Annotated in this window: 21 protein-coding genes and 1 pseudogene; 14 read left to right on the top strand and 8 right to left on the bottom strand. The window is 70.4% G+C overall.

The window, feature by feature from the left end:
* The first annotated feature begins 2 nt into the window (after positions 1-2).
* Together AC3ETA_RS35375 and ygfZ are read left to right on the top strand one after the other, a co-directional pair.
* Positions 3-455 carry a Fur family transcriptional regulator gene (locus AC3ETA_RS35375; RefSeq protein ID WP_107906156.1) on the top strand — a complete coding sequence of 151 codons (453 nt, stop codon included), beginning with the start codon at positions 3-5 and terminating at the stop codon, positions 453-455.
* A 10-nt stretch (positions 456-465) separates the two neighbouring features.
* Positions 466-1431: a CAF17-like 4Fe-4S cluster assembly/insertion protein YgfZ gene (gene ygfZ / locus AC3ETA_RS35370; RefSeq protein ID WP_432196980.1), complete on the top strand. Its 966-nt coding sequence runs from the start codon at positions 466-468 to the stop codon at positions 1429-1431.
* A gap of 18 nt (positions 1432-1449) precedes the next feature.
* Here ygfZ and dtd read toward each other — a convergent pair whose 3' ends face one another.
* Positions 1450-1875 (bottom strand): D-aminoacyl-tRNA deacylase, encoded by a 426-nt coding sequence (gene dtd / locus AC3ETA_RS35365; protein ID WP_432196979.1) that lies wholly within the window; start codon positions 1873-1875, stop codon positions 1450-1452.
* Between the two features lie 159 nt (positions 1876-2034).
* Between dtd and AC3ETA_RS35360 the strand changes: the two genes are divergently transcribed.
* Both AC3ETA_RS35360 and AC3ETA_RS35355 read left to right on the top strand, forming a co-directional pair.
* Positions 2035-2658, top strand: a complete 624-nt coding sequence (locus tag AC3ETA_RS35360) for an RsiG family protein (protein ID WP_432196978.1) — start codon at positions 2035-2037, stop codon at positions 2656-2658.
* A 199-nt stretch (positions 2659-2857) separates the two neighbouring features.
* Positions 2858-4117: a GNAT family N-acetyltransferase gene (locus tag AC3ETA_RS35355; RefSeq protein WP_432196977.1), complete on the top strand. Its 1260-nt coding sequence runs from the start codon at positions 2858-2860 to the stop codon at positions 4115-4117.
* 181 nt (positions 4118-4298) lie between these two features.
* On the opposite strand, the gene AC3ETA_RS35350 is transcribed toward AC3ETA_RS35355, so the two are convergent.
* Positions 4299-4478: a hypothetical protein gene (locus AC3ETA_RS35350; protein WP_030948647.1), complete on the bottom strand. Its 180-nt coding sequence runs from the start codon at positions 4476-4478 to the stop codon at positions 4299-4301.
* A gap of 175 nt (positions 4479-4653) precedes the next feature.
* Here AC3ETA_RS35350 and AC3ETA_RS35345 point away from each other — a divergent pair, with 175 nt between their 5' ends.
* Positions 4654-5571, top strand: a complete 918-nt coding sequence (locus AC3ETA_RS35345) for a winged helix-turn-helix domain-containing protein (protein WP_432196976.1) — start codon at positions 4654-4656, stop codon at positions 5569-5571.
* Positions 5572-5646: 75 nt separating this feature from the next.
* On the opposite strand, the gene AC3ETA_RS35340 is transcribed toward AC3ETA_RS35345, so the two are convergent.
* A complete protein-coding gene (locus AC3ETA_RS35340) occupies positions 5647-5835 on the bottom strand; it encodes a hypothetical protein (RefSeq protein ID WP_030948652.1) in 189 nt (62 codons plus the stop codon).
* Between the two features lie 154 nt (positions 5836-5989).
* Between AC3ETA_RS35340 and AC3ETA_RS35335 the strand changes: the two genes are divergently transcribed.
* Together AC3ETA_RS35335 and AC3ETA_RS35330 are read left to right on the top strand one after the other, a co-directional pair.
* A complete protein-coding gene (locus AC3ETA_RS35335; protein WP_432196975.1) occupies positions 5990-6868 on the top strand; it encodes a winged helix-turn-helix domain-containing protein in 879 nt (292 codons plus the stop codon).
* A 29-nt stretch (positions 6869-6897) separates the two neighbouring features.
* A complete protein-coding gene (locus AC3ETA_RS35330) occupies positions 6898-7620 on the top strand; it encodes an HAD family hydrolase (protein WP_432196974.1) in 723 nt (240 codons plus the stop codon).
* Here AC3ETA_RS35330 and AC3ETA_RS35325 read toward each other — a convergent pair.
* Positions 7611-7793 carry a hypothetical protein gene (locus AC3ETA_RS35325; RefSeq protein ID WP_432196973.1) on the bottom strand — a complete coding sequence of 61 codons (183 nt, stop codon included), beginning with the start codon at positions 7791-7793 and terminating at the stop codon, positions 7611-7613. The two genes, AC3ETA_RS35330 and AC3ETA_RS35325, sit on opposite strands and share 10 nt — an antisense overlap.
* A gap of 180 nt (positions 7794-7973) precedes the next feature.
* Here AC3ETA_RS35325 and AC3ETA_RS35320 point away from each other — a divergent pair, with 180 nt between their 5' ends.
* The 5 genes from AC3ETA_RS35320 (at position 7974) to AC3ETA_RS35300 (ending at position 15026) form a co-directional block, all read left to right on the top strand.
* On the top strand, positions 7974-8837 hold the full coding sequence (locus AC3ETA_RS35320) for a GntR family transcriptional regulator (protein WP_432196972.1): 864 nt from the start codon (positions 7974-7976) through the stop codon (positions 8835-8837).
* Positions 8838-9114: 277 nt separating this feature from the next.
* Positions 9115-11298 (top strand): phosphotransferase, encoded by a 2184-nt coding sequence (locus AC3ETA_RS35315; RefSeq protein WP_432196971.1) that lies wholly within the window; start codon positions 9115-9117, stop codon positions 11296-11298.
* A gap of 83 nt (positions 11299-11381) precedes the next feature.
* Positions 11382-12269 carry a hypothetical protein gene (locus tag AC3ETA_RS35310; protein WP_432196970.1) on the top strand — a complete coding sequence of 296 codons (888 nt, stop codon included), beginning with the start codon at positions 11382-11384 and terminating at the stop codon, positions 12267-12269.
* Positions 12270-12324: 55 nt separating this feature from the next.
* Entirely contained in the window at positions 12325-12957 is a 633-nt protein-coding gene (locus AC3ETA_RS35305; protein ID WP_432197041.1) for a TetR/AcrR family transcriptional regulator, read from the top strand.
* A gap of 41 nt (positions 12958-12998) precedes the next feature.
* Positions 12999-15026 carry a HelD family protein gene (locus AC3ETA_RS35300; RefSeq protein WP_432196969.1) on the top strand — a complete coding sequence of 676 codons (2028 nt, stop codon included), beginning with the start codon at positions 12999-13001 and terminating at the stop codon, positions 15024-15026.
* A gap of 38 nt (positions 15027-15064) precedes the next feature.
* Here AC3ETA_RS35300 and AC3ETA_RS35295 read toward each other — a convergent pair whose 3' ends face one another.
* A complete protein-coding gene (locus tag AC3ETA_RS35295) occupies positions 15065-15961 on the bottom strand; it encodes a nitroreductase/quinone reductase family protein (RefSeq protein ID WP_432196968.1) in 897 nt (298 codons plus the stop codon).
* 219 nt (positions 15962-16180) lie between these two features.
* Here AC3ETA_RS35295 and AC3ETA_RS35290 point away from each other — a divergent pair.
* Positions 16181-16681, top strand: a pseudogene (locus tag AC3ETA_RS35290) (HAD domain-containing protein); the annotation flags it as partial.
* A 211-nt stretch (positions 16682-16892) separates the two neighbouring features.
* Here the strand turns inward: AC3ETA_RS35290 and AC3ETA_RS35285 are convergent.
* Positions 16893-17804, bottom strand: a complete 912-nt coding sequence (locus AC3ETA_RS35285; RefSeq protein ID WP_432196967.1) for an NAD(P)-dependent oxidoreductase — start codon at positions 17802-17804, stop codon at positions 16893-16895.
* 61 nt (positions 17805-17865) lie between these two features.
* Here AC3ETA_RS35285 and AC3ETA_RS35280 point away from each other — a divergent pair, with 61 nt between their 5' ends.
* Positions 17866-18213 carry a winged helix-turn-helix transcriptional regulator gene (locus AC3ETA_RS35280; protein WP_432196966.1) on the top strand — a complete coding sequence of 116 codons (348 nt, stop codon included), beginning with the start codon at positions 17866-17868 and terminating at the stop codon, positions 18211-18213.
* A 312-nt stretch (positions 18214-18525) separates the two neighbouring features.
* On the opposite strand, the gene AC3ETA_RS35275 is transcribed toward AC3ETA_RS35280, so the two are convergent.
* On the bottom strand, positions 18526-19461 hold the full coding sequence (locus tag AC3ETA_RS35275; RefSeq protein WP_432196965.1) for an NAD-dependent epimerase/dehydratase family protein: 936 nt from the start codon (positions 19459-19461) through the stop codon (positions 18526-18528).
* 459 nt (positions 19462-19920) lie between these two features.
* Positions 19921-20082, bottom strand: coding sequence for a hypothetical protein (locus AC3ETA_RS35270; protein WP_432196964.1), 162 nt, complete (start codon positions 20080-20082; stop codon positions 19921-19923).
* Positions 20083-20340 lie beyond the last annotated feature (258 nt).

Here is a 20340-nt window from a genome sequence, read left to right as displayed (position 1 = left end):
GTGTGGTGAGCACCGACTGGAAGAGCGACCTCAGGCAGCGCGGCTACCGGCTGACGCCGCAGCGTCAGCTTGTCCTGGAAGCCGTGGACACCCTTGAGCACGCGACCCCCGACGACATCCTCGTGGAAGTGAGGAAGACGGCGTCGGGGGTCAACATCTCCACCGTGTACCGCACCCTGGAGCTCCTGGAGGAGCTCGGGCTGGTCAGCCACGCCCACCTCGGGCACGGCGCGCCGACGTACCACCTCGCGGACCGCCACCACCACATCCACCTGGTCTGCCGCGACTGCACGAACGTCATCGAGGCCGACGTGTCGGTGGCCGCCGAGTTCACGGCCAAACTGCGCCGCGAGTTCGGCTTCGACACGGACATGAAGCACTTCGCGATCTTCGGCCGGTGCAAGGACTGCGCGCACAAGGGCGCGAACGGCAAGACTTCAACTACCGAGTCGTAGGCTTGTGCCCATGAAGAGCCCCCTGCTGACCCTGCCCGGCGCCGTCCCCGCCGAGGGCGTGGACGAAGGTGTCGCCGCCCACTACGGCGATCTGTTCCGCGAGCAGCGCGCCCTCGCCGACGGCACCGGCTTCGTCGACCTGTCGCACCGCGGAGTGGTCGCCGTCACCGGCGACGACCGGTTGGCCTGGCTGCACCTGCTGCTCACCCAGCACGTCAGCGAGCTGCCCACGGGCGAGGCCACCGAGGCGCTGATCCTCTCCGCGCACGGCCACATCGAGCACGCGCTGTATCTGGTCGACGACGGCACCACCGTCTGGGCCCATGTCGAGCCCGGCACCCAGGAGGCGCTGATCGCCTACCTGGAGTCGATGAAGTTCTTCTACCAGGTCGAAGTCGCCGACCGCACGGACGACTTCGCGATCGTGCACCTGCCCGCCGGGTCCATCGCGGAGGTGCCCGAGGGCGTGGTCGTACGCGAGACGGCGTACGGCCGTGACCTGTTCCTGCCGCGGGCCGACCTGGAGTCCTACGCCGAGAAGGCGGGCCCGGCGGCCGGCATCCTCGCCCACGAGGCCCTGCGCGTCGAGCAGCACCGCCCGCGCCTGGGCTTCGAGACCGACCACCGCACGATCCCGCACGAGCTGGGCTGGATCGGCACGGCGGTGCATCTGCAGAAGGGCTGCTACCGCGGCCAGGAGACGGTCGCCCGGGTGCAGAACCTCGGCAAGCCCCCGCGCCGCCTGGTCTTCCTGCACCTGGACGGCAGCGAGGTCCACCTGCCGGCCCCCGGCACCGAGATCCACCTCGCGGACGAGGGCCCCGACGGCCGCAAGATCGGCTTCATCACGACGTCCGTAAGGCACCACGAGCTCGGTCCGGTCGCGCTGGCGCTGGTCAAGCGGAACGTGGCGCCGGACGCGCGGCTGGTGGCGGGGGACACCGCGGCGGCGCAGGAAGTCGTCGTCGAGCCGTAGCGCGGACCTCCCGGGTCCTCAGATCTCCACAAGCACGGTGAACGGGCCGTCGTTCGTCAGGGACACCCGCATCTTGGCGCCGAACCGGCCCGTCGCCACCGTGGCGCCCAGGGCGCGCAGTTGGGCGACGACCTCGTCCACGAGCGGCTCGGCGACATCGCCCGGGGCGGCCGCGTTCCAGGTGGGCCGGCGGCCCTTGCGGGCGTCGCCGTACAGGGTGAACTGGCTGATGACGAGGAGCGGGGCGTCGATGTCGCTGCACGACTTCTCGTCGTCCAGCATGCGGATCGACCAGAGTTTGCGGGCGAGTTGGGCCGCCTTCTCCTTGGTGTCCTCGTGCGTGACGCCGACGAGGACACAGAGCCCCTCGCCGGTGATCTCGCCGACCGTCTCGCCGCCCACGACGACACTCGCGCCGTCCACCCTCTGCACCACAGCTCGCATGGCGCCATCATGCCGTGTGCGCGGACGTGCCTCATAAGGGGCTTCTTTTTTGCTCCTTAACCCCCCATCTGGGGCTGTTCATGGTCACTCGGTCACATAGGTGCCACTTGTGATGGCACCATGCTCCTCACACGCCGGTCGAGGGGACGGTAGAGGCATATGAGCACACCGAGTACCGAGCAACCGCCCGGGGCTGTCGTGTCGACCCACGCGGCCCGGCTGGACGGTCTGCGTCCGCCCACACAGCGCACCGCCGACGATCCGGGCCCCGGCCCGCACGCACGGCCGGCCGTCGAGCCGACCGAGCACGACCTGACCGTGCTCAGTCTGCCCGAACTGCGCACCCTGCGGCGGTACGCCCAGCGCGACGAGGCGGACCTGAGTTACGTACGACGGCTGTTGCAGGGGCGGATCGACATTCTGCGGGCGGAGCTGGCGTGGCGCTCCCCCGCGGGCGCGGCGTCCGTCGTGGACCGCCTCCCGGAGATCCTCGCCGACGCCCCGGCCCGCCAGCGCTCCTCCGCCCGGCATGTGACGCTGGGGACTCCGCAGAGCGAGGAGTACCGGCGGCTGGCGGCCGAGATGCTGGCCGAGGTGGAGCTGTCCGACCTCCAGGCCCGCACGGACGCCGAGCTGACCACCGCGATGGGGCGCCTCGTGCGCTACGAGCAGGAGGTGTCGGGCCGCCGCCAGCTCCTGCAGCGGACGGCGGACGAGTGCAGCACGGAGATCGCCCGCCGGTACCGGGACGGCGAGGCACAGGTGGACGACCTGCTGACGTAGCCGGGGCGGGGCGGCGGCCGCGGAAACTCATCCACAGGCTGTGGAAGATTCGCCGGATCGGGTGGGCCGGGTGACGGGTTGACGGCGGTCGGCCGGCCGTCGGGGCGTCGGGGCGGCCGGCGCCGGGCGGGCTGCCTGCCGGTCCGGCGCCGGGGGAAAATTCGGCGACACCCCGCGCCCGCCGACCTACCGTGGCCCCATGAGCCGTCCCGTACCCCACATCGACGTCCGCTCGATCACCGAGGCCGACATTCCGGACTGGAGCCGGGCCCTGAACACGGGCTTTCTGCGGACGCCGGGCGTCGCCGAGACGGAGGTCGCGGACCGGGCGTCGTACATCGTCCCGTCCCGCACCCTCGGTGCCTTCGACGCCGGCCGCTGCGTCGCCACCTTCCGTTCCTTCGCCCAGGAACTCACCGCCGTCGGCGGCGCCACCGTCCCCGCCGACGCCATCTCGAACGTCACCGTCACCCCGACCCACCGCCGCCGCGGCCTGCTCAACCGGATGATGGCCCACGACCTCGCGGCCGCGAAGGAGCGCGGGGACGTCGTGGCGACGCTGATCGCCGCCGAGTACCCGATCTACGGCCGCTACGGCTTCGGCCCCGCCACCTGGGCCGCCGAGTGGACCGTCGACGTCCCCCGCGCCGGCCTCGACCCCCGATGGGCCGGCCCCGAGGACGGCGGCCGTATCGACATCGTGGACAGCGCGGACGTACGCAAGATCGGCCCGGAGCTGCACGAGCGGGTCCGCCTGGCGCAGCCGGGTGCCATCGACCGGGGCGAGCGGTGGTGGCAGGTCGCCACCGGGGCGGTGCGCCCGGACCGGTCCCCGTGGACGGAGCCGTTCTTCGCCGTGTACCGCTCGGCGGGCGGCGAGGCCGAGGGGCTGGTGTCGTACCTGGCGGACGACAAGTGGGGCGACGGCAAGCAGCCGCTCAACACGGCGTCCGTGAAGTGGCTGATCGCGGCGACGCCGCAGGCCGAGCGCGACCTGTGGCGCTACCTGTGCTCGATCGACTGGATCACGACGGTCAAGAGCGGCTGGCGGGCCCCCGACGACCTGCTGCCCTTCTTCCTCCCCGACCCGCGCGCGGCCAGGATCACGACGCTGGCGGACTGGCTGTGGGTGCGGGTCCTGGATGTCGTACGGGCTCTGGAGGCGCGTACGTACGAGGGCCGGGGCACGCTGGTGCTGGAGGTCGTGGACGGGGCCGGGCTGGCCGGTGGGCGCTACCGGCTTCAGGCGGCGGCGGACGGGGCGTCCTGCGCGCCGACCACGGCCGCGGCGGACCTCACCCTCGATATCGCCGAACTGGGCGCCCTGTGGCTGGGCGACGAGTCCGCCGTACGGCTCGCCGCGCTGGGGCGGGTCCGGGAAGAACGAGCGGGCGCCGCCAAGGTGGCCGACGCCCTGCTGCGTACGTCCAGGCGGGCTTGGTGCCCGGACATGTTCTGAGACTCCTCTCTCCCGACGACGGGTCTGCTCATCCGTAGCGAGCTGTTCAGTTGTGGCTGTGCGGTCGATGTTCAGTTGTCGGTGTGGAGTTGTGACTGTGCTGACCGACCGGGCTCCCGGCTCCCCTCCGGAAGGGAGCCCGGGCGGCCGAACCTGGTCCCCGGGGCCTTCTCGCGAAGACCTAATGGGCGAGCAGCATGACGAGGATCACCGCGCCGATGCCGCCGATCATGGTGTTCTTTGCCTTGATACCGATGGACAGGGCGAGGAAGGCGATGATGCCCATCGGCCCGTACTTCCACTGGATGAGTTGCTCGAATCCAATGACGAGCGCGGCGACGGCGAGGTAGACGAGCGGCATGCAGGTCTCCCTTCGGGGACGATGGTCGACAGAACCGATGCTTGTGGCCAACACTCTTGAAGCTTGACCATGTTGCTTAAGTTGGCGACCAACTTCACTGTACTTATCACCGCTTGGAAGCGACTCATAACCACCTTCCCTGGAACTGCCTAAAGATGGCGGGAAGTTGTAGTGTTTGGCCGTGGAGCCGAAACACGCCTCCGTCAATGGACGGAAGAGTTCACAGCGGCCACAGAAGTCACACCGGGAGGTGGCCGACGAGCTGCGCGCCCGGATCACCTCGGGCGAGTTGCGGCCCGGCCAGCGCATGCCCACCCAGGCCAAGCTGGCCGACGAGTTCGGAGTCGAGCGCGGAGCCGTACGGCAAGCGCTGCGCATCCTTCAGTCGGAGCATCTGCTCACCAATGTCTCCAAGGGTGCCCCGGCCACCGTCGCCCCCGACCTCGGCAAGGCGCTGACCGGCCCCGGAGCACCGCCGGCGCCCACCATGGTGGCCCTCGCGCCGCGGATCGCGTCCGCCTTCGCGGCCCCGCACGTGGAGATCGACGCGCTGTGCCTCACCGCGGTCTCCCTCACGCTCGCCATCGGCGAACCGCTCCGTCAGATCCACGCCGGACAGCTGAAACCGGCCAAGGTCGACTTCCGGGTGCTGCTGCCGAGCCGGGACATCCCGCTCGCCTTCCCGACGCCCGTGAACGACTCCGCCGACGATGTCGACGTACAGCTGCGCCGCCGCTGGCTCGCCCAGCGCAACGCCCAGGGGCAGGTGCTCCGGCACAACCTGCTCGCGCTGCGCGCCACTCACGGCATCGACGTGCGGGTCACCTTCCGGGCGCTGCCGTTCACGCCGCCGGTGAAGCTGTACCTGCTCAACGGCACGGAGGCGCTGTTCGCCTACTACACGCTGAGCCGCCGCGAGGTGGAGATCGGGCAGCAGCATCTGGAGATGTACGACGCTCCGGGCATCCGGTCGACGCTGTTCGCCTTCGAGCAGGGGGCCGGGCTGCGGGACATGACGTTCGTGGAGCAGTCGCACGTGTGGTTCAACGCGCTGTGGGAGACGATCAGTTCGGAGCTTGTGCTCACGAGCTGATCGTCCCCCACAACGTTTGACCTGTGTGTTCGTCGCTGTCGCGGCGCGCGTGACGGCCCCCGGGACGCGCGTGGATCACAGGGCGGGTCCCGAGACGAGGATCGCGAGGACGACGGCCCCTATGGAACTGACAGCAGGGTTCTTGGCCTTGATGCCTATGGTGAGCAGCAGTAGGCCGATGATGCCGGTGGCGCCGTACTTCCACTGGAGGGTCTGCTCGACGCCTACGACGAAGACGGCGGAGAGGAGTGCGAGAACGGGCATCGGTGTTTCCCCCTTCGGGCTCCTGGGAATGGAAGGATTACTTCCGCCAACTCAACCAACTTGACGCCAACTCTGACTAAGTTGTCCCCACTTGGCCCCTACTTTGAAACAAGCTACAAACAACTCCCACTAGATGGGTGCGAGTTGTAGCGTTTTGGTCGTGACCCAGGAGAACGTGGCAGTGAACGGCAGCAGGAGACTCTCGCCCCAGGAGATCGCCGACGTCCTGCGCGAGCGGATCCGTGTCGGGGAGCTCAAGGCGGGCGACCGCCTGCCCACGCAGGCCGAGTTGGCCGAGGAGTTCGGCGTGGAACGGGGCACCGTACGCCAGGCCCTGCGCGCGCTCCAGGAGGACGGTCTCCTGACCAACGTCAGCAAGGGCAGCCCGCCCCGGATCGCCCTGCCCACGCCCACGCGGGGTGCCCCCCAGCCGACGATGGTCAGTCTGGCGCCCCGCCTGACGGAGGCGTTCGCCGTACCGCACGTCCGCGTGGACGTCGTCTGCCACACCTCCGAGACCCTGATGCTGGCCCTCGGCGAACCCCTGCGCCTCATCCACGAGGGCTCGATCCAACCGGAGTCGATCGACGTCCGCATCCTGCTGCCCTCCCGGGACATCCACCTTGCCTTCCCGGTCTCGGTGGAGGGCGGCGAGGGCGACGACCCGGTCCACAAGCGCTGGCTGGAGATGCGCAACGCCCAGGCGCAGGTGCTGCGGCACAACCTCCAGGCCATGCGTGCCACGCACGGCGTCGACGTCCGTGTCACCTTCCGGGCGCTGCCGTTCACCCCGCCGGTCAAGCTGTACCTCCTGAACGACGAGGAGGCCCTGATCGGCTACTACGTCCTCGCCGAACGGCAGGAGGAGTACGAGAGCCGGACGCTGGACATGTATGACGCGCTGGGCTCGACGTCCCTTCTCTTCTCCTTCATGAAGCAGGCCGGACAGCGTGACGCCGCGTTCGTGGAGGAATCCCAGAAGTGGTTCGACGCCCTCTGGGAAACCATCACGACGGACCTGACACTCTCCTAGTGACTTCTGATACGACGCAGACTGAATCCGTGACCGCAGAGACCGAGAACGACACCGAACAGCTCCGGGAACTGATCACACGCGCTCGCGTCGTGCTCTGGGACTTCGACGGACCGATATGCCGGTTGTTCGCCGGGCACAAGGCCGAGCGGGTGGCGATCGACCTGGTGGACTGGCTCGAGGGCCGCGGACTGCACGGACTGCTGACGGAGGACGAACGGCAGTCACTGGACCCGCACGTCGTCCTGCGCGCCGTCGACCGCCGCCACCCCGGCAGTGACCTGGTCGCGGAACTGGAGGAACGTCTCACCCAGGAGGAACTCCGGGCGACCTCCTCCGCGATGCCCACCGCGTACGCCGACCCGCTGATCCGCACCTGGACGGCGGTCGGATCCCGGCTGGCGATTGCCACCAACAACTCCCCCCGAGTGGTGCGTGCCTACTTGGAGAGCCGCGGGCTGCTGTCCTGCTTCAGCCCCCACGTCTACGGCCGCACGCAGAACCTGCACCAGCTCAAGCCGGACCCGCACTGCCTCAACCGGGGCCTCAGCGCCATGGGCGCGGCCCCCTCCGCCGCCCTGATGATCGGCGACACCCCCTCCGACCTCATCGCCGCCGACAGCGCCGGCGTCCCCTTCCTGGGCTACGCGCGTAACGCCCGCAAGGAGAAACTGCTGCGCGAGGCCGGGGCCACGGTCGTGGTGGATTCGCTGTGGGCGGTCTTGCGGTCGGTGCGGGCGGCTCAGGCCTGAATCATCAGCAGCGTGAACATCACCGCGGCCCCGACCGCCAGGCCGACCTGCCGCGCCCGGACGCCCACCCCCACCGCGAACAGCAGCACCACACCCACCGCGCCAAGTCGAGCCTGTGCCTCCATGCCCAGGAACAGCTCTAACAGCGCCCTGGAGACTTGAAGCAGGAGCATTCCCCCCACATCCCTTCCGGTTCCGCGCAACACCTCAACTAGCCGTCCAATTGGACTGGTTGACCTGTGGGTGGTCTGCCCGGCCGAGGAGATCCCTTAACCAACCGGTCTGTGTTGTGGGCTGGTTGACTGGATTTCCGGTTTGGTTTGCGAGTGGACTGAAAGCGGTACGGTCAACATGTGGCTGCACAGAAGAGCGGCGGCAAGGAGTTCCAGCGGGTCGCCGACGAGTTGCGTGCCCGGATGGCCGACGGGGAGTACCCGTTGCACTCCACCCTGCCCTCGCAGCGAATCCTGACCAAGGAGTTCCGTGTCTCCCGGGACACCGTCCAGCGGGCGCTGAGGGAACTGGCGGGCGAGGGCTGGATCGAATCGCGGCAGGGCAGCGGGTCCCGGGTGATCAAGGCTCAGCGCATACAGTCCCCGACACCCAAGGCCACCAGGTCGCGCCGGGGCATCACGCTCGAGTCCCTCATCAGCGAGGTGTTCGAGCAGCCCGAAGTGACGATGGACGTCTACACGTTGACGTCCGAATCCCTGTACTGGCGCATCCAGCAGCAGGCCGACCGGATCCGCGGCCGCTCCATCAGCCCCCGGCGCATCACCCTGCGCATGCTCCTGCCCGCCGAGGAGCAGCCGCTGCCCTACCCCCGCGTCAAGGACGACAAGGACGACCCGCGGCTGAGCGTCCGGCTGCACGAGATCACGGAGCGGCACACACAGTTGCTGCGGCAGTCGCTCGCGGCTCTCAAGACCGAGGGATGGGTGCCGTCGGTCGACGTGGAGATCCGGCGGGCGCCGCTCACGCCGGCCTTCAAGCTCTACCTGTTCAACGGCGCCGAGGCGCTGCATGGTCTCTACGAGGTGATCGAGCGGAAGATCGAGCTGGAATCCGGCGAGGAAATCACCGCGCTCGATGTGCTCGGCCTCGGCGCCACGCTCACCCACCATGTGAAGGACGACGACCGGAACTCGTCGGGGACCGTCTTCGTGGAGAGCATGCAGAAGTGGTTCGACTCGGTCTGGGAGCTGCTGGCCGAGTAGTTCCGCATGGTGCACATGAGACCTACGGATTACTGAGGGGCCCCGGAGGCAGTCGTCGCCGGGGTGCTGTAGCATGCCCGCACCGATTGAGCAACCGTTCCCGTTCGTGCGTAAGTGATGGCGAATAAGCCAAACTTCGAACGGCCTCGCGAAGGCTTCGTGCAAGAGAGTGATGGGCGACCCATAGTGCCCACTCGCGTCTCACCATGTCGTGCGGGGCAGAACACCACGTGTTTACCGTTTGGCATACCGTCCTCATTCTCACCCGGAGCGGCCAGTGGGCGTACCTCCCCTTCCCCGTCCCGTGCACGGGGGGCGCTCCACGTACGAGGCCGTCATTCAGGAGTTCGTGGGGCAGGCCGCAACGCTGGGGCAGACGAGCAGCGGCCACCACAACCGGAACTACGTGTTGCCGGTCTCCGGCTCCGTGGCCTGGCTGACGGGCCTCGACGCCGGTACCTCCGTGACCGTACGTGTGCGGCGCGCCGACGCGCTGCCCGTCGTGATCAGGACCTGGAGTGACGAGGCACAGATCCTCGACGCCATCAGGGGGGTTCTGCCGCACGCGCCACGTTGCCTGGTCAAAGGCAACGGCTTCGCCATCCACAGCTATGTGGAAGGCATGCCGCTGTCCAGTGTCTGCGGGGACGGCAAACCCGTCGACACCCTGCTGGTGAAGGCGCTGGCCGGCCTGCTCGCCCAGATGGCGCAGGTGCGGCGGGGCGCGCTCCCGCCGCTGCCGGCTGTCTGGCCGCGCAATCACACGGACAGCACGGGATTCCTGCAGACGCTGGCCCGGCTCGCCGACCGGCAGATCCGGCAGCCCAATTGGCAGGCATTCGGTGGCCTGTTCGCGGCGCTCGGCATCCCCGAGGACGCCCTGATCCGGTTCGCCGAGCGGGTGCCCGCCATGGCTCGGCGGCCGTACAGCCTGCTCCACGCCGACCTGCATCGGGACAACCTCATCGTCACGTACAGCGGTGCCCCGCCCCTCATCTGCGTCGACTGGGAGCTGGCCACCTACGGCGACCCCGTGCACGACCTGGCGACCCACCTGGTACGGATGCAATACCCGGCACATCAGTGGACCGAGGTCGTCGACGCGTGGATCGAGGCCATGCAGGACGTGCGTCCCGCGGCCGTCAACGGGGTGGCAAAGGATCTGCGCCGCTATCTCGCCTTCGAGCGGGCCCAGTCGGTCTACCCGGACGTGATGCGGGCCGCACGATCGCTGGAGGAGTCGTTCACCCAGAAGAGGCTCGACGAGGCGACCGCGGAGGTACGCCGGGCGTTGGAGGCCGCGCAGGAGCCGCTGCGGCTCGTCAGCGTGCCGAGCGAGGGGGAGATCGAGCGGGCCCTGTTCCGCTGGCTGGCGTCACGCAGTGACGGTGACATCAGCGGCCGGGACTGGATCGCGAAGGCGTTTGACTGGAATCCGGACCGCCGGGTCCCGGAGCGCAGCGACTTTCCCGCCTCCGCCGTGCGGGAGGCCCTGCTCGCGGAGGGTGCCGCGCAGGCGGGCCGTGTGTTCAAGGGAACCGCGCACCTCAACTCGGTCGTTTCGGTGTCCGGCTTCGATTCCCCCGTGGTCGTGCGGCGCAGGCTGCCGGGCGTCTGCCGTCGGGAACCCAGCTTCCTCAGCGAGCACGCCGTGCTCCGTGCGATCGAGGAGGCGCCCGTGAAGGTGGCGGCGCCGAAGATCCTTGCACTGGGCGAGGGCTACCCGCGCGATCACTTCGCCATTCACACCTACGTCGGGTCGGGCGACAAGCCTCCGAGCCATCCCGTGCACGGCCTGCTGCCGCACGAGGCGGACGGCCTGGTCGACCAGTTGTGCGCGCTGACAAGGGTGGACTTCAAGCAGGTCGATCCGGCCGCCGGTGAAGGCATGTTCTTCCAGTGGCTCAAGAAGCAACTCGTCTCATTGGTCGGAGAGCTGCCGAGGGAGTCACAGCAACTGGCTCGATACCTCGGGCTGCCCGACGCCGGCCGGCTGCGGGAGATACTGATCCGCTTCGAGGTGAGCGACCGCAAGCCGGCTCTGCTGCACGGCGACCTCAATCCCTGGAATCTCGTGCGCCGTGACGACCCTCTGGCGCTGACCATCATCGACTGGGAGATGGCGCTGGTCGGCGATCCCCTCTACGACCTGGTCCGGCACATGCACCTCACCCCGACCCGGACGGAGATCCGGGACCGGATGTTCCACCGCTGGGAGCGCACACTGCCGAGGGAGCGCACCCATGACTGGGAACGTGACTGGCGCGTCTACCGCGGCATCGAGATCGTCCGCTCCGCCTACGTGGACCTGGACCGCCTGGTCACCGGTGCGAGCCTGGACGCGCCCAACGTGCGCCGGGCGGTGGACTCCTACCCGATGACGCTGGCCGCGGCCACCGCGTTCCTGGGCCTGCCCGTCCGCCTGACGGCCAACCCGTATCTTGCCCGAGCCCTGGCATAGGGGCACCATGTCCTCACCCAAAAGCTGTCGGTCCAAGGGCATATGACGGCCCGTCGGGCTGCATTGCCGGGAGGTGGGTCGGGATGCCCAGCGGGGGGAGCGGTCCGGGCGGGGACGGGGTGGGGCGGCGGCTGAGGCGGTATCAGGAGCGCTTCGAACCGGTGGTGACGCGCGTCCTGCTGATCGGCGTCTTCGGCATCGGCCTGACCGCACAGTTCGTCAAGCCGGTCGGTGACGCCCTGGAGGGCAAGGCCTACCTCGGCGGCGCCCTGCTCAGCCTGGTCGGCTATGTGTTGTACGACGCGGTCCGGGAACTGTCCTCTTCGGTGCGTGTGCCGACTCGTGCCCTGGTCAACTCCAGCCAACTGGGCGGATTCGTCAGCGAGGCATTCCAGGCCCGGCGAGTGGAGATCAGCTTCCTCGGCTACACCGGCGAGACCCTGTACAACGAGCTGTACCACCGGTTGGAGGGCCTCTTCGACAACCCGGGGCCCACCAGGAGCGTGTCGGTGCGGATGCTGGTGCCGGACTTCGGGCAACCGATGACCGTGCCCTCAAGGGTCGGCGACGACGCCGTACCGGTGGACGACCCGGCCTTCCGGGACCGTATGATCCGACGCTGCCAGGAGTACGACGACATTCTGTCGGACCTGGCCAGACGACTGAGCGCCACCGGCAGGCTGACCGTCCAGTGCGAGTACCGCTGCTACCCCGGTATCCCGCGGGACAAGATCTGCCTCTTCAACCGCGTCCAGGTGCTGCACGGCCTCTACGACGTCTCGGCCCGGATGCGGCTGCACGAGATGGGGCCGGAGTTCTACGACCCCAAGGGCTACCGGACCGATCTCAACGTGTGGTCGCGAGAGGGCACCGCTGCCGCCGAGGCGGCCGTCACCACCTGGATCAAGCACTTCGACGACCTCTGGTCGCTGGCGAAGCGGCCGGACTGGCCGCAGCGGGCGGCTGCCTGAGACCGCCGGTCGCGGTGCGGCCACGCGTAGGCTCACGGCCATGAGCGACAACGGCATCTCCGAGCCCGGCCTGCGCGAGCGCAAGAAGCGGCGGATGTACGAGACCGTGTCCGAGACCGCCATCCGGCTCTTCGTGGAGAAGGGCTTCGACGCCGTCTCCGTCGCCGAGGTGGCCGCCGCCGCCGAGATCTCCAAACCGACGTTGTTCCGGTACTTCCCGGCGAAGGAGGACCTCGTCCTGTACCGGATCGCCGATCACGAGAACGAGGCCGCGCGGGTCGTGCGGGAGGGACCCGCGCCGGTCGAGGCGCTGCGGAGGCATTTTCTCGACGGGATCGAGCGGTGCGATCCGATCACCGGGCTCAACGATCATCCCGCGGTGCTCGCCTTCCACTCGCTGGTGTACGGGACGCCGGCCCTCGTCGCCCGCATGTACGCCTACCTGGAGCGCTCGGAGGCCGCGCTCGCCGAGGCGCTCGGCGGAGGGCTCGACGCGCGGCTGGCGGCCGGGCAGATCGTCGCCGTGCAGCGGATCCTCGCGCAGGAGAACTGGCGGCGGATCTCGGCGGGGGAGCCGGTGGCCGAGGTGAAGAAGGACGCGGTGACGGCGGCGGAGCGGGCGTTCGGGCTGCTGGAGGCCGGGTTGCCGCCCTCGGTCGCCGCGACGAGCACGCCTGAGGCTCGGTAAATAATTTAACTCGGTCACGTTTTTTCGCTACGCTTCCTGGAATGACGTCCACCGACCCCGCCCTCCGGCACACCCTCATCCGCGAACGCGCCCACCACGACCGCTGCCGCACCGCCCTCGCCGGCATGGTCGAGGGCGCCGACGAGCAGGTCGTCATCGGTGAGAACGCCTCCGCGTCGGGCGCCGACGCCGAAGTCCTCGGCCACCGGCTGCGCAGCCAGGCCAAGGCGCTGCACGAACTGCCCGAAGGGCCGCTGTTCTTCGGCCGGCTGGACTATGGCGGCGACGAGCACCGGGCACTGCACATCGGGCGCCTCCGGATCACCGAGCACCCCGCCGAGCCGCCCCTCGTCGTCGACTGGCGCGCCCCCGTCTCCCGCGCCTTCTACCAGGCCTCCGCCCGCGACCCGCAGGGCGTCGCCGTACGGCGACGGTTCGGCTGGGCTCCCGGCAGCCGCGGCGAGTCCGGCGACCTGACCGGCCTGGAGGACGAGCACCTCGACCGGGGCGAGTCCGGGACGAGGGCGAGCGAGATCGTCGCCCGCGAGATCGAACGCCCCCGCGTCGGCCCCATGCGCGACATCGCCGCCACCATCCAGCCCGACCAGGACGATCTCGTACGGGGCGACCTCGCCGTCTCCCTCTGCGTGCAGGGCGCCCCGGGCACCGGCAAGACCGCCGTCGGCCTGCACCGTGCCGCGTACCTGCTCTACACCCACCCGCAGCGCATCCGGCGAGGCGGACTGCTGATCCTCGGACCCAACCGGACCTTCCTGTCGTACATCTCCGAGGTGCTGCCCGCGCTCGGCGAGACCGGCGTACGTCAGTCCACCCTGCGGGACGAGATCGCCCGGCATCCGGTCAAGGGCGTCGACGGGAGGGACGCGGCCGTCGTCAAGCACGACGGGCGGATGGCGGAGGTGCTGCGGCGGGCGCTGTACGCGAGGGTGGGCGCGGACCAGTCCGGTGCCGTGGAGATTCCCGACGGGTCGTACCGGTGGCGGGTCCCGGAGGGCCGGCTGTCGCGGATCCTGGCCGGGGTGCGGGACGAGGAGCCGCCGTACGCCGTGGGGCGGGAGCGGGTGCGGACGCGGATCGTGCGCGTCGTCCAGGAGCAGGCCGAGCGCCGCGGCGGGCCGCCGGGTGCCGCGTGGGTGCGGAAGATCTCGCGGGCACGGGCGGTCGGGGCGTACGTCGACGCCGTATGGCCACGGGTGCGGCCCGAGGAGGTCGTGGCTCGACTCTTCACGGAACCGGCGGAGTTGGAGGCGGCCGCCGACGGGGTCCTCGACGGCGGCGAGCAGAAGGCGCTGCTCTGGAGCAGGCCGCCCCGGTCGTGGAAGTCGGCCCGCTGGTCCGCCGCCGACCTCGTGCTCCTCGACGAGGTGGCCGGGCTCATCGAACATCCGCAGGGGTACGGCCATGTCGTCGTCGACGAGGCGCAGGACCTGTCGCCGATGGAGTGCCGGGCGATCGCGCGGCGGGCCGCGTTCGGGTCGGTGACCGTGCTGGGGGATCTGGCTCAGGGGACCACCCCGTGGGCCGCGCGGTCCTGGCGGACGGTGCTCGGGCACCTCGGGAAACCGGACGCGGCGGTCGTGCCGCTCACGACCGGGTTCCGGGTGCCGGCGGTGGTGCTGGAGCTGGCCGACCGGCTGCTGGAGCGGATGGACGTGGAGGTACCGGCGGCCCGCTCGCTGCGCGGGGACGGCGAACTGCGGTTCCGGCGGGCCGACGGCGATCTGCCGGGCGCGGTCGTGGGGGCCGTACGGGACGCGCTGGGCCGGGAGGGGTCCGTGGGGGTCGTCGCGGCCGACGCGGACGTGGCCCGGGTGCGCGAGGCGCTGGGCGCCGCCGGGATCGAGGCCGGGGACGCGGAGGAAGCGGGGGCGCGGGTGGCCGTCGTAGCGGCGAGCGTGGTGAAGGGGTTGGAGTACGACCATGTCGTCGCCGTGGAACCGGCGGCGATCGTGGAGGCGGAGGAGCGGGGGCTGCATCGGCTGTACGTGGTGGTGACGCGGGCGGTCGCGGGGTTGGAGGTGGTGCATGGGAGGCCGTTGCCGTTCTGAGCGGGGCGCGGGCCACGGCCGGCCATGCACCGTCGTCCCTACGCGGCCCCGGCGTCCAGAATCGGGATCAACTGCTCCTCCTCGTACGTCAGATGTGCCTCCAGCTCAGTCGTGAGGCGCTCCACCTCCCGGCGGGCCGTGTCCGGATCGGCGTTCTCGTCGCCCACGACCCGGCGCAGGTCCTCGACCAGCCCGGCGATCCGGTCGTGCTCGTCCCGCAGCCGGGCCAGCGCGGGCGCGAGCTCGGGGTGGCGGTCCTCCAGGAACGGGAACATGGCGAGACCCTCGCCGGTGTGGTGGTTGTGGAGCCCGGCGCAGAAGGTGAGGCAGTTGACGCGGAGTTGGGCGCCGAGGGTGCCCGTCGCAGTGCCATTTGCACTGCCCGTCGTGCTCCCTTCGCCTCCCGCCTCGCTCATCTCCGTCATCTCCCTCCGGATCAGCGCGAGTTCGCGGCGGAACGCGTCGTGGACGACGCGGAGCGCCTCGCCCATGGACGACGCGTTGATGTTCCCGGGGCCGCCCTCGGCCAGGCTGTGCAGGGCGATCACCGGGATCACCCGTTCCGTCTTCTCCTGGTACGCCGCCCAGCCCGGGTCCGCCTCCACGGCCCGTGCGAAGACCCGGTCCCGCTCCTCGCCCTCGAGTACGACCGCCCGCGCCTCGTAGGTGAACGCGCCGCTCTCCACGGTGACCCGCGGGTCGGCGACGAGGTTGTGGAACCACGCCGGGTGCCGGGATGCGCCCGCGGCCGAGGCGATGATCAGGACGCGGTCGTCGCTGTCGGGCAGGTAGCCGACGGGGGTGGTGTGGGGGCGGCCGGTGCGGGCGCCGGTGGTGGTGAGCAGAAGGAGCCGGGCGCCTTCGAAGTAGCCGCCGACGCGGCCCTTGTTGGCGCGGAATTCCTCGATGACCTGCTGATTGAAGTCGTTGGGCATGCTCAGGTTTCTCTGTCTCTTTCTCTTCGGTGGTTCCGTGCGGCGGGTTCCGTACGGAAGGGGGAGGCGAAGAGAAAAGAGAGGCGGACTCCTGGCCCGCCGCCACGACCTCACTCAGAGGCCGGGCAACACCCAACTCGCTCACGGCACAAGGCCGACCCGGCAGTCATACCGGTGACACTAGCGCAGTCGCCCCGCAGGGGGTGATCCTGTTTTTCGATGATCCTCTTCCTGGATGTCGACGGGACGCTCATCCCCTTCGGGGCGGAGCGGCCGTACCCGCGGTACGAGCCGCCCCGCACCCTGCCCGACCCGCCCGCGCACCCCTTGCTCACGCGCGTCACCCCCGCCCTCGGCGCCCGCCTGGAGCGGCTCGCGGAGCTCGGCTGCGAACTGGTGTGGGCCACGACCTGGCTGGACGACGCGAACGCCGCCCTCGCGCCCTGGCTCGGGCTGTCCCCGCTCAGGCTGGTGGACTGGCCCGACGAGGACGCGGAACCGTGGCTCGGGCCCCGCGCCCCGCACTGGAAGACCCGGCCACTGGTGGCCTGGGCGGCGGGCAGCCCCTTCGTCTGGGTCGACGACGAGATCTCCGACGTCGACCGGGCCTACGTGGCCGCCCACCACCCCTCACCCGCCCTGCTCCACCGTGTCGACCACCGCCTCGGACTCACCGACCACGACTTCGCCGCGTTGGAGGAGTGGATCACCACCACGGGGGGCATCGGTGGGGGCGCCGCGGGTGGGGGTGCCGCAGGTGGAGGGGTCACCGGCGAGGGCGGCACAGGTGGGGGGATCACAGGTGGAGGGGTCACAGGTGGGGGCGCCGCAGGTGGAGGGGGCACCGGCGGGGGCGGCACAGGTGGGGGCGCCGCAGGTGGAGGGATCACCCGTGGAGGCGCCACCGATGGGAGCGCCACAGGTGGGGGCATCACCGGCGGGAACGGCCCAGCAGCTCGGTGACCCGCATGAAGCCGTCCGTCCCATGACCGAGCCCGATGACCCGGCGGGCCTGGCCCTCGGCGGCGCGGATCACGGCCGCCTCGATGCCGTGGGACTCGGAGGTCTGCGCGATATGGGCCATCGAGGAGACGGCGGAGGTGATCGGGTTGAGCTCGCCGGAGTACCTGTCGTCGTCGACGTCCGCCGCGAACTCCTCGAACAGCGGCGGCAGGATCGCGCCGATGCCCTGGGCGAAGGGGGCCAACTCCCGCGCGGTGACGCCCTCGGCCCGTGCCACGGCCAGGGCGTGCGCGTAGCCGGCCATCGCCGTCCAGAAGATGTCGAGCAGGGCGATGTCGTAGGCGGCGGCCCGGCCGATGTCCGTGCCGAGGTGGGTGTGCGTGCCGCCGAGCGCGTCCAGGACGGGGCGGTGCTCGCCGTACAGCTCCTCGGGGCCGCTGAGCAGGAACACCGCCTCGGGGGTGCCGATGGTCGTGGCCGGCGTCATGATCGCGCCGTCCAGGTAGCGGATGCCGTGCCCGGCGGCCCACTCGGCCGTGTCCCGGGCGCGGGCCGGGGTGTCGGCCGTCAGGTTCACGAGCGTGCGGCCCTTCAGCGCGGCGGCGACGGCGTCCTGACGCAGGACGGCGTCGGAGGCGTCGTAGTTCACCACGCACACGACGGTCAGCGCACTGGCGGCGACCGCCTCCGCCGGGGTCGGGGCCGCCGTCGCGCCCCGGCCGACGAGCTCCCGGTCCCGACCCGGCGTGCGGTTCCACACGGTCACCCGCAGCCCCGCGTCCAGAAACGCAGCGGCCAGCGCCCCGCCCATCGGCCCCAGCCCGAGGACGGTGACGGTGACGGTGTCGGTGCCGGCGGAATCGTGATCGTAGGTCGGCATGGGCTCAACTCCCTGTAAAGTGATGATAGTTGGATGAATTAATGACAAAAGGGGTGGCGAAATGACGCGTCGGCGCCAGGATCCGAACGTCTGCGGAGTGACCGCCGCGATCGCGGTGATCGACGGCAAGTGGAAGACGCTGCTGCTGTGGCTGCTGGAGTCCGGCCCGCACCGCCCCGCGGAGCTGCGCCGCCGGGCACCCGGCCTCAGCGAGAAGGTGCTGACCGAGGCGCTTCGGGAGATGGAGTCGGACGGACTGGTGCACCGTCAGGTGCACGACGTACTGCCGCTGAAGACCGTCTACTCCCTGACCGACTTCGGCCGCGAACTGGCCGAGGCGCTCGCCCCGCTCGCCGACTGGGGCCACCGCCGCCTGGAGCGGCTGACCGAGACCCAGCCGGCCTACTGACCTGCACGCCACCTCCGTCCGCCGCCGCGTCGATCACCCACATCAAGGGTCAGACGGCGGGGGCGCGCTGCCAAGTAGGCACAAATATGTGGGTACGACGGTCAGCCTGAGCGGCTACGACGGTCGCTGTCGTCCCGCGCCACGGCTACGACGGACGCTGTCGTCCCGCGACGCGGCTACGACGGACGCTGTCGTCCCGCGACGCGGCTACGACGGACGCTGTCGTCCCGCGACGCGGCTACGACGGACGCTGTCTCCCCATCGCCACGGTTATGACGGACGCGGTAGCCATCGCCCAGCCCCGCCCCCGGGCTACGACCGACCCAGCTCCTCCCGGAACCCCTGGCGCCACGACGGATAGCGCGGCTCCCAGCCGAGTTCCCGCCTGGCCTTGGCGTTGGAGAACCCGCGCCCCTCGGTCATCATCGTCACCACCACGTCCCCGGCGAGCAGCCGGGCCAGCCACTTGGGCACCCGCAGCGGAGGCTTCGCGCCCGCGCACTCGGCGAGATACGGCAGCCACTCACGGGCCGGCGCCGGCTCGTCGTCGACGATGTTGAACACGCCCCGCGCCCGCTGCTCCACCGCCAGGAGGGTGGCGCTCGCCGCGTCGTCCAGATGCACCCAGGAGCAGTAGCCGGTACCGCCCCCGACCAGCGGGAACTGTCGCTTGCGTACGAGTTCGACCTGGTCGTCGGTGGCGCCGGGCCCGTAGAAGCCGCCGTATCGCAGGACCGTCCCGTCGGCCTTGAGGACGGCTTCCTGGATGTGCCGGACCGCCTCGCCGAGGGCGCGCAGCTTCCCGGTCTCCACGGGCAGCGGGTCCTCCTCGGTCTTCACCCAGCCGCCCTCGCGGACGCCGTTCCAGATGGCGGCGCTCTGCGCGACGACGTGCGGGACGCCGGTCTCCTCCGCGGCGGCCAGTAGATGGTCGGTGCCCTCGGTGCGCAGCCGGTTGGTGGTGGCGAACCATCGGTCGAAGTGCCTGATGTCGGGCTTGCCGGAGTGAGGTACGGAGATCGCCGTCATCTGGTGCACGATCACGTCCGGCCGCGCCGCGGCCACCGCCTCGCCGACCGACATCGCGTCGAGCCCGTCCATCACCACGCCCTGCGCGCCCATCCGCTGCACCAGGGCGAGCTTGGCCGCGCTCGTCGTCGTGGCCGTCACCTGATGCCCCCGCTCCACGAGCCGCGGCACCAGCCGCCGCCCGATGACGCCGGTACCGCCCGCCACGAACACCCGCATGACTCTCACCGTCCCGATCGCGGAATACCTGTGTGAAACCTTGGACGAGCGGACCCGCCCGTTCTGTGACACGGCGATGAGTTCCACGCGCCGAGCCGGTCTCCCCGCATGGGACTCCGTACGGAGGACCCCGGCACGACCACCGGCGACACCCGCGGAACGAACCCCGGAAGGACGTGCGGACCATGCCGACCAGCTCCGCAAACGCCAAGCCGAGGTCAACGGTGTGGAGACGTACTACGAGATCCACGGCGCCGCTCGCGACAGCGGTACGGCTGCTGCCGCTTCGGAGGCCGCGCCGCCCCGGTGTCCCCTGGTGCTCCTGCACGGGGGCGTCACCACCATCGGCATGTCCTTCGGTGCCGTGCTGCCCGCGCTTGCGGCCGACCGGCACATCGTGGCACCCGAGCTCCACGGCGGGCGGCCGGACCCGGCACATCGGCAGCCGGCCGGAACCGCCTACAGCACGCGGAGGTTGGTGAGGGGGATGTTCCACTCGTTCCGCTCGATGTTCCCGTGGCCGTCCCAGTCCGCGGCCGGCACCGCGAACAGCGCCAGCCCGGCGACGACAGCGGCCAGGACGGCGACGACACGACGCTTGGCGATGACACGACGCTTCACGATGCCTCCTCGAAGACGGCGGTACGGCCCACCCTGCGCAGCCCCGACGCCTCCACCCACCCGGACACGCCGCCCGGCCACCGTGTTCAGCCGCTCGGTCGTCAGGAGCGAGCCGACCGGGCCGGCGACAACCACGCGCAGCCCGGCCCGCCTCATCTGCCCGCCGGCAGAGCAAATCTCATCCGCCCATCGACCAGGCCCGCCTCATCTGCCCGCCGGCAGAGCAAGCCTCATCCGCCCATCGACTAGGCCCGCCTC

The organism is Streptomyces sp. bgisy027, from assembly GCF_057710365.1.
This window is presented reverse-complemented; position numbering and strand designations above follow the sequence as displayed.

Coding starts and splice junctions, on each gene's coding strand:
- AC3ETA_RS35300 (WP_432196969.1), top strand. CDS start 12,999: ATGACGTCCACCGACCCCGCCCTCCGGCACACCCTCATCCGCGAACGC.
- AC3ETA_RS35360 (WP_432196978.1), top strand. CDS start 2,035: ATGAGCACACCGAGTACCGAGCAACCGCCCGGGGCTGTCGTGTCGACC.
- AC3ETA_RS35275 (WP_432196965.1), bottom strand. CDS start 19,461: ATGCGGGTGTTCGTGGCGGGCGGTACCGGCGTCATCGGGCGGCGGCTG.
- dtd (WP_432196979.1), bottom strand. CDS start 1,875: ATGCGAGCTGTGGTGCAGAGGGTGGACGGCGCGAGTGTCGTCGTGGGC.
- AC3ETA_RS35355 (WP_432196977.1), top strand. CDS start 2,858: ATGAGCCGTCCCGTACCCCACATCGACGTCCGCTCGATCACCGAGGCC.
- AC3ETA_RS35325 (WP_432196973.1), bottom strand. CDS start 7,793: ATGCTCCTGCTTCAAGTCTCCAGGGCGCTGTTAGAGCTGTTCCTGGGC.
- AC3ETA_RS35340 (WP_030948652.1), bottom strand. CDS start 5,835: ATGCCCGTTCTCGCACTCCTCTCCGCCGTCTTCGTCGTAGGCGTCGAG.
- AC3ETA_RS35310 (WP_432196970.1), top strand. CDS start 11,382: ATGCCCAGCGGGGGGAGCGGTCCGGGCGGGGACGGGGTGGGGCGGCGG.
- ygfZ (WP_432196980.1), top strand. CDS start 466: ATGAAGAGCCCCCTGCTGACCCTGCCCGGCGCCGTCCCCGCCGAGGGC.
- AC3ETA_RS35285 (WP_432196967.1), bottom strand. CDS start 17,804: ATGCCGACCTACGATCACGATTCCGCCGGCACCGACACCGTCACCGTC.
- AC3ETA_RS35295 (WP_432196968.1), bottom strand. CDS start 15,961: ATGCCCAACGACTTCAATCAGCAGGTCATCGAGGAATTCCGCGCCAAC.
- AC3ETA_RS35280 (WP_432196966.1), top strand. CDS start 17,866: ATGACGCGTCGGCGCCAGGATCCGAACGTCTGCGGAGTGACCGCCGCG.
- AC3ETA_RS35350 (WP_030948647.1), bottom strand. CDS start 4,478: ATGCCGCTCGTCTACCTCGCCGTCGCCGCGCTCGTCATTGGATTCGAG.